The organism is Pseudomonas sp. 1L-B-1-E-C1 (genome assembly GCF_057291835.1).
Genome location: NZ_JBXAWN010000003.1, coordinates 276,990 through 293,163 on the forward strand (window position 1 = coordinate 276,990; position 16,174 = coordinate 293,163).

Below are 16,174 nucleotides of genomic sequence, written 5' to 3' on the forward strand. Positions count from 1 at the left end.
ATGAAAAAGTTTTTCAAGAAAGTCGGCGCCTTCCTGCGCCAGACCTGGGTCTGGACCTTACTGCTGGTGCTGTTCGTGGCGCTGCTGGTGTGGTTCGTCGGCCCGTTGTTGGCGGTCGATGATTACAAGTTCTGGGAAAGCGCGACCTCGCGCCTGCTGACCATCAGCGTGCTGTTCCTGATCTGGGGCCTGACCATGGTCTTCGTCAGCTGGCGCGCCGGTATCCGCAAGAAAGCCGAGGAAGAGAGCGAAGACGGCCAGGACCGCATTCGCCGCGAAGAGCTGATCGACGAAGAGCAGAAAGAGTTGAAGGCGCGTTTCAAGGACGCGCTGAAAACCCTGAAGACGTCGAGCCTGTATCGCGGTCGCAGCGAGCGCTGGCGCAGTGACTTGCCGTGGTACCTGCTGATCGGTCCGCAGGCTTCCGGCAAGACCAGCCTGCTGGACTTTTCCGGTCTGGAATTCCCGATCAACAAGATCGACCGCAAGCTCACTCGCGACACACTCGGCACCCGTCATTGCGACTGGTATTTTGCCGATCACGGTGTGCTGATCGACACCGCCGGGCGCTACACGACTCAGCCGGACGCCGAAGTCGACGGCAACGCCTGGACAACCCTGCTGGAACTGCTGCGCAAGCGTCGTCGTGGCCGTCCGTTGAACGGCGTGCTGGTGACCATTCCGGTGGAAACCCTCACCGGTGGCAGCGAGCAGGACATCGACACGCTGGCGCGCCAGGTGCGCAGCCGTTTGCAGGACGTGCATCAGAAGCTGCACGTCGATGTGCCGGTGTATCTGGTCCTGAGCAAGGCTGACAAGCTGCTCGGCTTCGACGAGTTCTTCGATCAACTGACCCGCGAAGAAAGCGATCAAGTGCTCGGCACGAGTTTCCGCAAGGATCAGGTCGGTACCGACGTCGCGGTTCTGCGCAACGAGTTCGAAGAACTGCTGCGACGCCTGAACAGCCAAGTGATCATGCGCATGCACTCCGAGCGCGATACTCAGCGCCGTGGACGTATCCTCGACTTCCCGCATCAGCTGGGGCAGATCGGTGAGCGCCTGTGCCTGTTCGTCGACATGGCGTTCACCGGCAACCGCTATCAGCGGGCCACGCAGCTGCGCGGCTTCTACCTGACCAGCGCACCGCACCTGACCCAGGAAATGGATTCGACCACCGCCGGCATCGGCGCCAGCCTCGGCATGAACGCCGGCGTGCTGCCGACCCTGCGCAGCGGCCGTTCGCGGTTCATCCACCACTTGCTCAGCCAAGTGATTTTCCCCGAGGCCGATCTGGCCGGTCTGGACAAGCGCGAGCGCAGCCGCATTCATTGGGGCCAGCGTGCGCTGTACGTCGGTGCACTGGCGGCACTGGCGCTGTTCGGCATGCTTTGGGCCGGCGGTTTCTCGGCCAACTACGAGCGTCTGGAAAACCTGCGCACGCTGGCGCAGAACTGGACCCAGCAACGCTCGGCCGTGACGCCGCGCGATGACGCCATGGGCGTGCTGAAAGTTCTCGACACCAGCTACGCTGCGACCCAGGTGTTCCCGAACAAGGGCGACGTCTCTTACCACGAGCGTGGCGGCCTGTATCAGGGCGAAGAGATCAACCCGGTGGTGAAAACCGCCTACGAGCGTGAGCTTGAAGCGCAGTTGCTGCCCCGGGTGGCGACCATGCTCGAAGGGCAGATCCGCGCCAACATGAAGGACCGCGATCGCCTGCTCAACAGCCTGCGCGCGTACCTGATGTTGAACATGAAGGATCGTCGCGACGCGGCGTGGCTCAAGGACTGGGTCGCCACTGACTGGTCGCAGCGCTACACCGGCAACACCGCTGTGCAGAACGGTCTGAATACTCACCTCGAGCGCTTGCTCAAGCAGCCGTTCATCTACCCGCTGAACGACCAACTGGTGACGCAGGCGCGTCAGGTCCTGCGCAGCGAATCGCTAGCCAACGTGGTTTACCGCATGCTCCGCGAGCAGGCGCGCAACCTGCCGGACTACCGCTTCAGCCAGCACCTTGGCCCGCAAGGCTCGTTGTTCATCGGCACCGAATACGTGATCCCGGGTTTCTACACCCAACAGGGTTATCAGCAGTATTTCTCGGTGCAGGGCGCCGCGCTGGTCACCGATATCCTGCGTGACAACTGGGTGCTGGGCGAAGGCGCGGGCATCAGCGACATGGACTTGCGTCGCCTGATGGTCGAGCTCGAGCAGCTGTACTTCCGCGACTACGCCAACTATTGGAGCGAAGCCGTTGGCCAGGTCGCGCTGCCACCGATCAGCGACGCCGGCGAAGGCGCCGAGCAACTGGCGGGCCTGACTTCGGCCAACTCGCCGGTCCTCGCATTGCTCACCGAAGTGCGTGAAAACACCCGCTTCGAAGCTGCGGTTGATCCGGTCGACGAAGCCGGCGAAGCCGCCGATGCGCTGGCCGGGCAGAAAGGCAAACTGGGCAAGGTCGGCAAACTCGCCGCCGCTGCCGCCGACAAGGCTTCGGCGCTTAACGTGGCGAAGAATCTGCCGGACACCGCGAAGAAATCCCTGCAACGCCGCTTCGAACCGCTGCATCGTCTGCTCGATGACAACAACGGCCCGGGCGCTGATCTGACGCAAGCGTTCAGCGCGCTCAACGACCTGCAACTGCAACTGGCCGGTCTGGCCCGTTCCAGCACGCCGGAACAAGCTGCGTTCGAAATGGCCAAGACGCGCATGAGCGGCCAGCGTGATGCGCTGACGAACCTGCGTAACGCCTCCGGCCGTCTGCCGCGTCCGCTCAGCGTGTGGTTCAACGTGCTGGCCGAGGACTCGTGGCGCCTGGTGCTCAACGATGCCTATCAATACCTGAACGGCCGTTATCAGAACGAGCTGTACAGCGTGTATGGCAAAACCATCAGCAAGCGTTATCCGTTCAGCGCCAGCAGCACCAGCGACGTGGCGATCAGCGATTTCCGCGAGTTCTTCCGTGCTCAAGGTACCGTCGACCGCTTCTTCGACAGCTACATGCGTCCGTTCGTCAGCGGCGATCCGGGCAACTACCGCATGCGCACCGTCGATGGTCACAGCCTGCCGGTATCCAAGGTCTACCTCGACCAGATGGCGGCGGCGCAGACGATTCGCCAGAGCTTCTTCTCGATCAACCCGGCCGAGCCGACCGTGCAGTTCAAGCTCGAGCCGTACACCCTCGATCCGGCGGTCAGTCGCTCAGAATTCAAGTTTGGCGACAAGACCATGGAATACCGTCACGGCCCGATCCTGCCAATGACCTTCAAGTGGCCGACCGATGCTGAAGACGGTCGCACCAGTCTGGTCATGGACAAGATGGCCGGGCGTCCGATCGGTATCGAGAAGAACTCCGGCCCATGGTCGCTGTTCCGTCTGTTCGACCTGATGCAGACCGAGTACCTGAACGGTCGTGACGTGCTGGTGCTGAAAGCCGACGTGGGCGGCCTGCGCGCCAACTACCTGCTGACCAGCCAGCGCGCGCCGAACCCGTTCGACATGGGCGTACTGCGCACCTTCCGTATGCCGGTGCAGCTCTGATGCTGGTGGCCAGTCCCTGGCGCAGCGCGGCGCGTACCGACCCGGGCAAGGTGCGGGCGCGCAACGAAGATGCCTTCCTCGATTCCCCGCAGCATGGGCTGTGGGTGGTCGCGGACGGCATGGGCGGTCATCAGGGTGGCGACATCGCCAGCCAGTTGATCGTCGCCAGCCTGGCTGAGTTGCCGCAACACGAGGACTTCGACGAACGCCTCAAAGCCATCCGCCAGTGCCTGCACTGGCTGAACCGGCGCTTGGGCCAGGAGTTGACCGTCACTGCCGGACGTCACGACAGCATCATGGGCAGCACCGTCGTGGCGCTGCTGGTGGAAGGCAGTCGCGCGGCCTGCATCTGGGCCGGTGACAGCCGTTGCTACATGTGGCGCGGGCAGCGGTTGTATCAGCTGTCCAAGGATCATTCGCTGCAACAGCAACTGATCGACGAACAGCAAATGAGCGTCGAGCAGGCGGCTGCGCATCCAGCGGCTCAGGCGTTGACCCGAGCCGTCGGCGCCGCCGACACACTGACCCTGGATGTGCTCGAACTCGAGGTCTATCCGGGCGATGTGTTTTTGCTCTGCAGCGATGGTTTGTATCAGGGCCTGAGCAGCGACGCCCTCGGCAACGCGCTCAGCCTCAGCGCGCCGCACGTGGCGCTGGAACGTTTGTTCGACGGCGCCCTGCGAGGCGCTGCGCGGGACAACCTGACTGCCGTGGTGATCCGCCAATGAGTGAACTCGAATCGCCCATCGATGACTTGCTGATCAGCGAGGAGCAGGCCAACAACCTGACCTACTTCGCCTTCGCCAAGGGCAACAAGGCTGAACCGTTGCTGGCGCCGACCAAGGCCAGCATCGGTGCGCTGCCGGATGTACTCGCCGGTCGCTACCACCTCGAGCGTCTGCTCGGGGCTGGTGGCATGGGCGCCGTTTACCGGGCGCGGGATCTGCTGCATGAACAGTTCGGCGATCCCGACCCTTACATTGCGCTGAAAATCCTCAGCGAAGAATTTGCCGAATCGCCGGACGCCAGTGCCTTGCTCTACAGCGAGTTCGCCCTGACCCGACGCCTGCGCCACGACAACGTCGTGCGTGCGCACACCTTTGAAGTCGACACCGATTGCCAGCGGGCCTTCATCACCATGGAATACATGCGTGGCCTGACCCTGGACAAATTGCTCTGCGAGCGGCCGCTCGGCCTGCCGTGGAAAGAACTGCGCGACATCGTCCTGCCGCTGCTCGACACGCTGGCCTACGCCCACGGTCGCGGCGTGCTGCACGGTGACCTGAAACCGAGCAACGTCATGCTCAGCGAAGACGGCCTGCGCCTGTTCGACTTCGGTCTGGGACAGGCAGAAGAGGGCACCTTGCCCGGCCTGCCGCACCTGAGCCGCGAGCGTTTCAACGCCTGGACGCCGGGCTACGCCGCCCCCGAACTGCTTGAGGGCCAACCGTTGTCGGCCAGCGCGGACGTGTACGGCGTGGCCTGCGTGATCTACGAACTGGCGAGCGGCAAACACCCGTTCCGCCGCTTGCCCTCGACCCAGGCCCGCGACGAGCACCTGGAGCGCGAGCTGCGCGCCCCAGCGAATCTACCCCAGCACGGCTGGCAAGCGCTGCGAACCGCGCTGAGCTTCAGCCCGGCAGAGCGCACCATCACTGCCCAACAACTGCGTGACGCCTTGGGCGCCACTTCGTCCTGGCTGCAACGTCTGCGACTTCGGGCGTAACGGATGACATTCGAACAGGGAGCACACGATGTTCAACTCAGCTAACGAAACCCACTTCAGCCTCAAGGTCGAAGACTACGTCGGCGACCTGCAAGTGCTGTCGTTCACCGGCACCGAAGGCATCAGCCAGGCGTATCGCTTCGACCTCGAACTGGTCAGCGAAAACCCGGATCTGGATCTCGAGCAACTGCTGCACAAGCAGGCTTTTCTCGCATTCGATCCACAGGGCTCGGGGATTCACGGGCAGATCTACCGCGTCGCTCAGGGCGATGCCGGCAAGCGCCTGACCCGCTACAAAGTCTCGATCGTGCCGCAACTGCAATACCTGCATCACCGCACCAACCAGCGCATCTACCAGCAGATGTCGGCGCCGAAAATCATCGCGCTGATCCTCGAAGAACACGGCATCAAGGGCAACGCCTACAGCTTCCAGCTCAGCCAGCCGTGCCCGGATCGCGACTACTGCGTGCAATACGACGAAACCGACCTGCATTTCGTCCAGCGCCTGTGCGAGGAGGAGGGCATTCACTACCACTTCCAGCACAGCGAAAAAGCGCATCTGTTGGTGTTCGGTGACGACCAGACCGTGTTCCAGAACCTTGGGCAGCCAACTGCTTATGTGCAGGGCAGCGGCATGGTCGCGGACGAGCCGGTAATCAAAGCCTTCAAACTGCGCCTGGAAACCCGCACCACCCGCACCACTCGCCGTGACTACGACTTCGAAAAACCGCGCCTGCGAATGGAGGCTGCGTTTAAACCAGAGAGCAGACCAGACAGCGACAGCACTGAACCGGATCTCGAAGATTACGACTACCCCGGCCGCTTCATCGACCGGGCGCGTGGCAAGTTCCTCAGCCAGCGCGCCCTCGAACGCCACCGCGCCGACTACCGCCAGGCCGAAGGTCGCGGCGACCAGACCAGACTGGTCAGCGGCCACTTCATGGAAATGTCCGATCACCCGCGCAGCGAGTGGAACGACCTGTGGCTGCTCACCGAGATCTTCCACGAAGGCAAACAACCGCAAGTCCTCGAAGAAGGCGTGACCAGCGACACCACCGACGAAAAAGACGACTTCCACCAGGGCTACCGCAACACCTTCCTCGCCACCCCGTGGGACGTGTTCTACCGTCCGGCCCTCGAGCACCCGAAACCGCGAGTGCTCGGCAGCCAGACCGCCATGGTCACCGGCCCCAAAGGCGAAGAAATCCACTGCGACCAATACGGCCGCATCAAAGTCCAGTTCCATTGGGACCGCGAAGGCCTCGCCGACGACAAAACCAGCTGCTGGCTACGCGTCTCCAGCTCCTGGGCCGGCGACCGCTACGGCGCCATCTCCATCCCGCGCATCGGCATGGAAGTCCTCGTCACCTTCCTCGAAGGCGACCCCGACCAACCCCTCGTCACCGGTTGCCTGTACCACAAAGAAAACCCGGTGCCGTATGCACTACCGGCGAACAAGACGCGCAGCGTGTTCAAGACGCTTAGCTCACCGGGTGGCGGTGGTTACAACGAACTGCGCATTGAAGACAAGAAAGGTGCCGAGCAGATCTACATCCATGCCCAGCGGGATTGGGATGAAAACGTAGAGCATGACCAGAAGATTCGGGTCGGGAATGAGCGTCACGACACGGTGGTGAAGAACACCTACACCGAGCTGAAGGCTGAAGAACACCGCACCACGATCTCCGACCGCAAGGTTGAAGCGAAGCTGGATGATCATTTGACGATTGGGCAGAACCAACACGTCAAACTCGGTACGGCGCAGCTCACTAGCGTGGGGAAAGAGATTCACCTCAAGGCTGGGGACAAGATTGTTATTGAGGCGGGGACGGAGCTGACCATTCTTGGGGGTGGGAGCTTTATCAAGCTCGATGGCGGTGGGGTGACGATGGTTGGGCCGGTGATCAAGATCAATGCGGGTGGCTCGGCTGGGTCGGGTACTGGCATCGGGATTAAACCGCCGGTGCTGCCGGGTGCGGCGGATAAGGATAAGGCGGGGAGTTTGATGGATCAGGCGTTGGGGAATGCGTCTGAGGAAAAGATCAAACGCAAACCGAAGCGGATGCTCAATTTTTCCGGGTAAGACATCGACGGCAATCCAAGCCACCAGGGATCAGAATTCAGGTAATTGGTAATGACAGAGACAACAAAGAAAGTAGAAAAATGGTCGTATCCCTTGAAAGTAGGGGCAGCCGAAGCGAGCAATCCGCAGCAGTTCTACAAGGCTCTCGCCAAAGCGAAGGATGGTTACTATCCGCTGGGGGCCAATGGCCTTTGGCATGGCGGCGTGCATTTCGATGAAGATTCGGGTCTGGTGCAGGACTCGACAGAAGTCCGATGCATAGCGGACGGTGAAGTGGTTGCCTATCGAATCGATAGCATCTATCCCAAGTCGAATTTCGGTACAACCCAGTCCGACTTTTCCACTGGCTTTGTATTGGTCAAACACCGATTGGAAGTGCCGATGCCGCCAGCGTCGCCGGTACCAGCGGGATCTCCTCCTGCAGCACCCGTTCCCGGCCCGAGTCTTACCTTTTTCAGTCTGTATATGCATTTGTTGCAATGGAAAAGCTATGAAGAAACCCCGGCACTGCCGCGGCCGGCCTTTTGGAGCGGCGGTACGTTGCAGGTCAAGGCAACTGCCAACGATGAACTTCTGGGCTTGCGTGTCCGCCAGGAACCACGAGGAAAGCCCGGGTATGCAACGGTCTTGACAGTTTTGAATCGCGGCACGGTTGTCGAGACAGGCGAAGAGCACAATGGTTGGCTCAAGGTTGTCAGCGTCACGCCAGCCAGTAGCGACCTGCCGCCAGGTACAGGCTGGGTGTTCAAAAGAGAGATGACCGCAGGTCCAACGCCCAATACTTACGTCATTGGTGCCGCTGCCAAAGACCCAATGACTCCGCCTCAGAAAGGTCTTGTTGTACGCGCCTCTGCCAGCCCGTCAGGCGCTGTGAAAGCAATTTTGCCGCACGGTACGCAAGTTAAAATCGGAACCGACGGGACGCGTGGCAAGTACCAGAAACTGCTGGAGATCGTCAGTGGAAATGCTGTTCCGCCGCTGGCAGCGGGAGAGGCGCTTGGATATGTCTGGGAGGGGCTACTTGAGGCCAAGAGTGAGCCAGCCGAAAAGGACGCCGTGCATGTCTTGGCGACTCCATTCCCGATTACCGCGGGCAGTCTGATTGGACATGTAGGGAAGTATCAGAATCACTCCGATTCGGCCCCGAAAAATCTACTGCACGTTGAGATGTTCAGCTGTGAAGACGTGAAAGCCTTTACCGCGCTGAGCAAAGAGAAGGCTGCGGGACTGCCAGCAGCTGAAAAAACGCTAGTGAAAATTCCGAAAGGCAGCGTGGTGGTTACTCACGTTGAGGGAATGGGGCCTGCCAATCCACCTAAAGTGACTGATCCGCAAAAAACAGTTGGCTATGATTTTCTGGTTCCTGTCGGAGTGCTGGAAGCTTTACCCGCGGAAAGAAAAATAAAGGTTCCTGTTGTCATGGGAGGAAGCACTACCTATACGTTGTGGTGGCGCTTGGACGGGTTATTGGGTGATGCCGACGGGAATGAACTCAATGGATGGTTTGCCGAGCCGGATACCAAGTTATCGCGGCATTCACCCTTTGAGTGGGAAGGTTTCAGTTTCATCGAAGAAACTGTCAGTAATGCGGACCACCTCGCTGCATCCCTGCATGCTCAGGAAAATTTGACTGAGGAAGAGCGAGCGACATATTTACCCAATGTTGGAAACGCCAATGATGGTCCCGCTAAGCAGCATCTGTACAAAATGCTCGATAAAAACAGCGACAATAAACTTACACCTGCGGAAATCAAGGAAGCGTTAAGCAAGCCTTGGTTTTCTCAGCCGATATCCCAAATGGTTACGCGTTACGAAAGCGAGTGGCAGTTCAAAAAAGAAAAGTGGGATTCGCTGGACGAACTGATGGGGCATAGTGTCTCGGATCCTCATCAGCAGTGGCTGGAAGAAAAGCTTCGAATTGAACGCCTCAGTTGGTGGGATAAGTTGGTCGGGAAGCATGGCATAACCAGTGATAATAACGTTCAGCATATCCATTTGCTTGGTTTGTTGGGCGGTTTCTTGTCCGGCTGCCCTGAGAAGTGTAAGGCCGAAGTGTATACCCTCGACACAACAGTTGGGCCATATGTAGTATCGAAAAAACTTTTTGAATTTCTGTTGGCAATCGAAGCTTATCGGGAACACCCATATGCATTGTCCGATGCCAACAGTGGAATAACGATAGGTTATGGTTACGATCTGGGGCAGCAAACAGCCGCGAGAGTGGATGCAGAGCTGAAGGACCTGTACACCCCTGAAGAGATAGGAAGATTGAAAGGAGCTCTTGGCAAGAAAGGTCAAGATGCGCGCGATTATGTGCACAACGTCAGCTCGATATCCATCAGTAAGGACAACGCTTTAAAGTTGGCTGTCATCATGAAAAAACGGTATGCCCAACAAGTTGTTGACGTATACCCTAAAGCTATAAATTTGCATCCGGATTGTCAGGGCGTATTACTTTCCCTCGTAGTCAATCGCGGCAATTCCTTATCAGGAAGCACGCCGGCGAAGGCTTTGAAGCGGCTAGAGATGAAACAGATAAAAGAAGATTTCGATAACGATAAACCCGAACTGATTCCTTCCCGGTTACGTAGCATGAAGCGGCTTTGGGAGAATGACCCTAGTACTGCCGGTGTAGCCACGAGACGTGAAAAAGAAGCGGTATTTTTTGAGGAGGCGTTGAAATGCAATTGCTGGAAGTGACGAAGAAAATATTTGCTGTTTTATCGGTCGTATTTCTTTCTACCGGCGTTGCGTCGGCCGAGGTTGATTGTAGCGCCGTCAGTTCAACGAATCCTGACATTATCAGTTGCTCCCAGAAATCGTTTGAAAAAATTGATAAGGTCCTGAATGAGCAATACAAGGCGTTGTCTGCTGAACTCGATTCAACAACTAGGGCGGCGCTTCTTTCTACGCAAAAAAAATGGATAACCCTTAGGGATGAATATTGCAAAAACGACGATGAAGAGGGCGGAGAGTCTCCGATTGAGCAATTGTCGTGTAAGAAACAGTTGACGAGTTTTCGTGTTGCTGAACTTGTTTATCTTCGCACCGGGGTCATAGGAGATGGTTTTTACAAAGCCGTATCGCTGGTTAATGAAAAAGCCACCGCTATGAACTATCCGGAGGCTTTGAAGTTTGTCGGTGGTAACGAGGATTTCGGACCGGCTTGGAAAGGATATGCAGAAGAAAACTGCGCGATAACATCCAGGTTGTTCGGCGAGGCTAAAGATCGGTGCATGGGGAGAATGCGTTTTCAGATTCCGATTTTTTGATTGCTGGTCTCGGTGGTAGTAGTGAAATAGGGCCAGACCACCTTTTAGTAGTATCCGAAAGAGGTGGTCTGCCCCCATGTTCCCACCAAACGCAAAGCCTGAATGACTCAAGGATGAACACAGTGAACCGTTTTGTTTTAACCCTTCTGGCCGTGCTGCTACTGCCAGATTCAGCGGCCTATGCACAGGACGATTGCAGCCATGTCACCTCAAGTCTGGAAATGGTGCCCTGCTCGGAGGCGGCGAAGAAGGCCGCCGATGCGCAGTTGAATGTCAGCTACAAGCAGTTGATGTCGCGGCTTGAGTCTGACTATCGAGCAGATCCGGCATTGGGCGCGGAGTACGCCGCGAAGGTCAAAGAGTCACAACGTGCGTGGTTGAAGTTGCGCGATGCGAACTGCCCTTTGGAGGCATTCGAAATCGAGACGGGGATGCCGGCGCATGTGTTTGCGGTTAACTCGTGTATCGCCAGAATGAGTCGTGAGCGTTCGGAGTATCTGGACAAAATCGTCCCTGTACTTTCATCCGACAAGAACGCTTCGACGGCTCCCACCAGCGACGCTTGCCCCTCGGAGGAGTTCGCGCCTTTCCTGGCAGCGTTTTCCGCCAACAGCGAATCACAACGCCGTCTCACTGCGATGACGGTCAAGTCGCTGGTGTTGAAACCGGTGGCGGGAAAGGAACGTAGTACCTTTGAGCCTTCGACCTCGGGTGTCAGTGGAACAACGTTCACCTATCCGCTGATGGCCGCCATCACACCCGGCAAGACACCTGGAGTCGAGATCGAAGAGGTCGATGACAGTCACGTCAACGTTGTGGATAAACGGGCGGGTAACAGCAATATCAAGATCTTCAACTTCTCTCGTCAGGCATGTTGGGTGCTTGAGGGGGTTGAGGATTGGTCGGTCAGCGAGAAGGATCTTGTCGCAACGGATAACCCGGGAATGAGCCGCGCCGAAAACTTTTGTTATCAGCGTGCAGAAGCGTTGGGTGGGCTGGGGTCTCTTGAGCAATACCGGCTGACTGCGGAGCTGATTGAAGCGTCGCTGGAAAATTTTGTGTGTGCTGCAGAGTCGGGTGATGCACAGGCGAGCCTGTCGGCGGCAAGCCTGAGTCTTTCGCAAATGGCATCTCAGCTGGAAACCCCTAAGGTTGAGGCTTTGTTCAAAGCGGCTTCGAAAATACCAAAGGGTGCGATGGGCTATGCGACGTTTCTTTGTTCGGGAAACTCCACCGACTATAACGGCCCTTGCCTTCATCCCAAGCAGGCAGAAGAGCAGGTTATTCGAGCGATTACCATGGGCTCCACAGACGCGATGAATTATCTGGCTTCTACCTTTGAAGCAGGCGAGTGGGGAACGAAGGATATGTCTCGAGCGTTAGCCTGTTATCAAATGGCGGCTGACAAAGGTGATCAGCTGGGCCTCTTCAACGTGGGGCGATTGGGATCGTCAGCCACGGCGCCGGTCAAAGCCAGCCACTGCATTTAAATGTCGAGGGCCTGTTTGAGGCGGTTTTGCACAAGTTCTTTCTGAATTCCTCACGCTAAAACGTTTAATGCTTGAGCATCTGACGACCCCGATTTTCCTTTAAACTCCCCACCCCCAAGGAACGCGCTCAGGACACGGAATGCCAGCCCCTTCTTCCTCGCTTCGCCCTGCGTTGGTGCTTTGGCTATACGCCGCTGCGATCACGCACATCCTCGCCGGTCTTACCCTGACCTGGGCCGGTGACTCCGGCTTGCTCGATGGCTACCTGCAAGTCCTCGAACTGTCGTTCTGGGGTGCCGATGCGGTTCCCACCGCCGGCCACGAACAACAAGTCTGGTGGCTCGCGCTGTTCGGCGCGACGTTGCAAAGTTATTCGCTGTACATGTTCGCGCTGGTGCACTTGGGCAATCGCTTGAAAGCTCCGGCCATCTGGGGCTGGTTGATCGCCGGCATCCTGTTATGGGCGCCGCAGGACATGTGGCTCTCGGCGCAACAGCAGGTCTGGTCGCACGTGTGGCTCGATGGTTTTGCTCTGTTGGTGTTGTTGCCGCCGCTGTTTTGGCTCTATCGACATGACTGTCGGAAAGGCAATTGCGCGACCGAATCGAGCGACCAGAGCCGTGGCTGATGTATCACCGTTGAGTTTCATACAGCCTCGGTATCTACGCGGACTGCTCTTTGGTTTTGCCCTCACGCAGGTTAGTCATGCCATTGCCGACAAGACCGTGTTGATCGGTGATGCTCTCGGTCAATCGCAGGCCGCTCAAGGGCCAGTTACCGCTTTGGTGGTTATGACACCCTGCCGGTTTTCGATGACGCTTACGCAAGATCAATGGCTGCAGTTCAATTCGCCTGATCTGGTATTCGTTGCGACAAAACAACTTCCCAACACATTGAACGCGCCGCACTTGTGGCAGGCGCCAAGCTCAAACAGCGCTGAGTGGAATTTCGAAAAGTCAGCGGGTCTGAGCGAGCCATGGTTTGGTGTTATGTGTGAAAGTGCGGGAAGTTTTTCCGCTCTCACTAGTCAGCAGTTGCCGGCCGATGGCGCGATGGAGTTGCAGCTGTTGCGTGAAGCCAACGACCGCAAGTGTCCGGCGACTCTGACAGATCACGGCTGGGGGCCAACGTTGTTGGCGGGGGATCCGCAAACCTACACGTTTGAGTCGCTGAAGGGGGCAAAGTCGTCAGGATTCATCATCGGTTATCACGATGAGAGTCGACGTCTGTTCAGTCGCATCACCTTCTGCCTTATGCATAACGAACAGGTACTGATTGGGTCCGCGGAGTCGGGCTCATCCGCCCCGTTGGCGATAAGCGTTGAAGGATTTGAAGAAATCAAAACAGCAGTGCGGAGCATCGCCTTCGAGTGAGGATGTTGACGATGCATTGCATAGATGGAGCTACAGCGTGAAAGGATTTTCGGTTCTTCTCGGCAGCCTGTTATTGGTTGCCGCATCCATGGCATTCGCTGCCGATCCAACCTTCAAGGATTACACCGTCACGCCAGTTTTCACCGGCCCCAACCATAAGCTGGTGCCGCAAGAAAACAGCAGCCCAATGATGGATCAGGCACGGGTGCAAGCCCTGAAAGGCAAGGTCAACTTCGCCGGCCATTACATCCTGCACAGGCTCGGCTGTGGCGGCAGCGCCATTTGCGGCGAAGTGATGGACGCTCAGACTGGGGAAGTCGTTGGCGGTCTACCGAATGCTTACGACGGCAGCACGTTCGGCATGGTTTTCCAGCCCGACAGCAGCTTGATTATCGTGTCCGGCATCACGCTCGACGGCGAAGAAGATGCGCAGGGGAATGCTTTGGAGAGCGGCAACCGGGATCGTTACTACGAGTTTGTGAGCAACGAATTCCGGCTGCTGAGCATGACCGACGTTGAATCGTCGCCGATGGATGAGGAGTGAGTGGATGAACCGTCTTCTCGCGGGCAGTCTTAAGTGGTTGATGATTGTCATGAGCCTGTCAGCTTCAGCCAATGCCTTGTCTGCAAATATTCAGATCGTGGGGGTTGGCGGGCACTTAGTGACGCTGAAGGACAAGACATGGGGCAGGCCTGCTGCGGAGTCGGCGGTTGCCTCGTTTACCGCCAATGGAAAAACGTTTCCCCTCTATGTACCCGCGGTGGGTACTGAGACGCATGAGGCTTGGTTAAGTCCCGACAAGAAAACATTGCTCCTCCTTCAGACTCTGTATGGCGTTGTCATTGGCCAGGAGGGTGAAGAAATCCCGACAGAGGAAACTGGTTGCGGGGTCATTTCAATGGAGACCGGTTGCGTGCTCAGTCAGCCGGCAGCCAGGTTTTGCTACGGCAAGTGGAAGGGCAATCGGTGGACTTCCGGGGAAGAGGATGCGCCTGACCTCGTCATGCAGACGCCGTCTCCAAAGGACTTATTGAAGCAGGTCTCAAATATTGAGATGCCACAATCTCGCGTGGAAGAACTCGCATTCAATCTTCGCACTATAAGTCCAGAGTCCTATATGGCTTGTCACCCACCGTCGCGCAATGTTCAAGCGTTCAACGACCTGGCTTTCTACTTGGCCGAGGGCGGTAGAGATGAGCTGGCGCTGAAGTTTTATCGCGGCGTTGAGGCCGTTGGTAAACGCACGGTACTGATGTTGAACATCGCCGATTCACTCTGGCGCCTCGATCGCAAAGATGAAGCGCAGCGCTATTACAGCCAGTACCGCGACGCGATGAGCGCCGACGGCAAGACGCAGAAAATACCTCAACGTGTCGTTGAGCGATCCGCCATTCAGGGAATGAAAAATTGAACATGTTTGTGCGTTTTATCGTGTTGTCCTTTGGATGCCTGTTTGCCTCCTGCGCGATGGCCGAGGACGACTGCAAAGAAATCACCGTGAGCGCCCAGGTCGATCGGTGTGTGGAGGCAGCTCGCAAAGAAGCCGACACACAACTCAATGCCAGCTACAAGAAGCTGCTGGGACGGTTTGAGGCTCAACAACGGCGCGACCCTGAGCAGGGTAAGGCGCTGGTCGCAATGGCCAGAGAATCCCAGCGCGCCTGGATCAAGCTACGCGACACCACCTGCCCGCTTGAAGCCACGGAAATCGAGCCTGGGGTGGCAGCGCATGTCACAACGGTTAACAACTGCATGGCCAGACTGAGTCTGGAACGTGCGGCTTACCTGGACACAATCGTCGCTGATGAGCCGGGTAATGTGGTCGATCTCAACAAGGTGTACCTGTCCGGCTCCCAGCGCTTCGGCGATGTCGTGGCACGTTATGTCAGCACCTTTGGCAGCCCATGTCTGACGGTCCAAATACTGGCGCCCAACGGCGGTTGGAGGGTGCTGTCCTCCAAGCGGTTCTGCCGCTTCGAGGGCAAGGCATTTTGGACGGATTATGCCGATGCCGGGTTTGAGGATCATTTGTTTGCCGAGGATGGGTTGCACGTGACGCTCAGTTTGACGGAGCTTCGTGGGCTCGGAGAGAAGCGCCTTGCATGTGTGGTTCCGATTCAGAGTGAGCAAATCAAAGAGCTGAAGTGCGGCGCGCTTGAGCCTGGGGCATAACAGGCCAGAGTAATTTGCTGATACCCCTGAAACCGCTAAAGGAATGTTCGGTTTGAAATTTTCGTCTGCATTGTTTTCCGCGTTGCTCGTTTTCGTTCCTCTGGCGGCTCATGGCGAGGTCACGACCAAGGTTTTTTGCTTCCGCTCCTACGAAGGCAAACCCATAAATTTTGAATTCCGAACCTATTACGACTCTGTCGCCAAGTGGAGCGGTGCTGGCGTCAAATACAGCAAGTCAAAAAAGGCTATTGGGCTGGTTCATCGCAGTACTGAACAAGAAGAACTCGTGTATGGCCGGCCCTACCAGTACACGACAACTTGGGTTGAAGTAGTTAATGGCGCACTGACAGGTGAGTATCAGATGGTCACTCAGGGTGGCCGGGTTGATGCGATGTCGTATACGAATTACAAATCCGCAAAGAAGTATTCGTTTGAAAACGATTACAACGTGGATTCGAAATCTGAAACAGGTTGCCAATGGTGAGGCAGGGAATATTCAGAAAGGGGACTTAACGTC

General features: G+C 57.4%; 13 protein-coding genes. All 13 read left to right on the plus strand.

Annotated elements, in window-relative coordinates:
* The 13 genes from tssM (at window position 1) to AC0Z4S_RS07585 (ending at window position 16,141) form a co-directional block, all read left to right on the plus strand.
* Window positions 1-3,540, plus strand: coding sequence for a type VI secretion system membrane subunit TssM (gene tssM / locus AC0Z4S_RS07525; RefSeq protein ID WP_485622577.1), 3,540 nt, complete (start codon window positions 1-3; stop codon window positions 3,538-3,540).
* Entirely contained in the window at window positions 3,540-4,268 is a 729-nt protein-coding gene (locus AC0Z4S_RS07530; protein ID WP_485622578.1) for a PP2C family protein-serine/threonine phosphatase, read from the plus strand. Before tssM ends, AC0Z4S_RS07530 begins: the two co-directional genes overlap by 1 nt.
* Entirely contained in the window at window positions 4,265-5,266 is a 1,002-nt protein-coding gene (locus AC0Z4S_RS07535) for a serine/threonine-protein kinase (protein ID WP_485622579.1), read from the plus strand. Before AC0Z4S_RS07530 ends, AC0Z4S_RS07535 begins: the two co-directional genes overlap by 4 nt.
* A 28-nt stretch (window positions 5,267-5,294) precedes the next feature.
* The gene (locus tag AC0Z4S_RS07540; protein WP_485622580.1) at window positions 5,295-7,349 is read left to right on the plus strand and encodes a type VI secretion system Vgr family protein; all 2,055 of its coding nucleotides are present in this window, start codon (window positions 5,295-5,297) and stop codon (window positions 7,347-7,349) included.
* A 51-nt stretch (window positions 7,350-7,400) separates the two neighbouring features.
* Window positions 7,401-10,049: a pesticin C-terminus-like muramidase gene (locus tag AC0Z4S_RS07545; protein ID WP_083353832.1), complete on the plus strand. Its 2,649-nt coding sequence runs from the start codon at window positions 7,401-7,403 to the stop codon at window positions 10,047-10,049.
* A complete protein-coding gene (locus tag AC0Z4S_RS07550; protein WP_083353831.1) occupies window positions 10,031-10,621 on the plus strand; it encodes a lysozyme inhibitor LprI family protein in 591 nt (196 codons plus the stop codon). The genes AC0Z4S_RS07545 and AC0Z4S_RS07550 overlap by 19 nt, the downstream gene beginning before the upstream one ends.
* Window positions 10,622-10,743: 122 nt before the next feature.
* Window positions 10,744-12,111, plus strand: coding sequence for a lysozyme inhibitor LprI family protein (locus tag AC0Z4S_RS07555; protein WP_083354359.1), 1,368 nt, complete (start codon window positions 10,744-10,746; stop codon window positions 12,109-12,111).
* A 139-nt stretch (window positions 12,112-12,250) separates the two neighbouring features.
* Window positions 12,251-12,739, plus strand: a complete 489-nt coding sequence (locus AC0Z4S_RS07560; protein ID WP_485622581.1) for a cell division protein — start codon at window positions 12,251-12,253, stop codon at window positions 12,737-12,739.
* Window positions 12,732-13,484, plus strand: coding sequence for a hypothetical protein (locus AC0Z4S_RS07565; RefSeq protein WP_231982429.1), 753 nt, complete (start codon window positions 12,732-12,734; stop codon window positions 13,482-13,484). The genes AC0Z4S_RS07560 and AC0Z4S_RS07565 overlap by 8 nt, the downstream gene beginning before the upstream one ends.
* A gap of 88 nt (window positions 13,485-13,572) precedes the next feature.
* The gene (locus tag AC0Z4S_RS07570; protein WP_191636995.1) at window positions 13,573-14,028 is read left to right on the plus strand and encodes a hypothetical protein; all 456 of its coding nucleotides are present in this window, start codon (window positions 13,573-13,575) and stop codon (window positions 14,026-14,028) included.
* A 4-nt stretch (window positions 14,029-14,032) separates the two neighbouring features.
* Window positions 14,033-14,896, plus strand: a complete 864-nt coding sequence (locus AC0Z4S_RS07575) for a tetratricopeptide repeat protein (protein WP_485622582.1) — start codon at window positions 14,033-14,035, stop codon at window positions 14,894-14,896.
* A gap of 2 nt (window positions 14,897-14,898) precedes the next feature.
* Entirely contained in the window at window positions 14,899-15,657 is a 759-nt protein-coding gene (locus AC0Z4S_RS07580; RefSeq protein ID WP_485622646.1) for a lysozyme inhibitor LprI family protein, read from the plus strand.
* Window positions 15,658-15,700: 43 nt separating this feature from the next.
* Window positions 15,701-16,141: a hypothetical protein gene (locus AC0Z4S_RS07585; protein WP_485622583.1), complete on the plus strand. Its 441-nt coding sequence runs from the start codon at window positions 15,701-15,703 to the stop codon at window positions 16,139-16,141.
* Window positions 16,142-16,174: the final 33 nt, after the last annotated feature.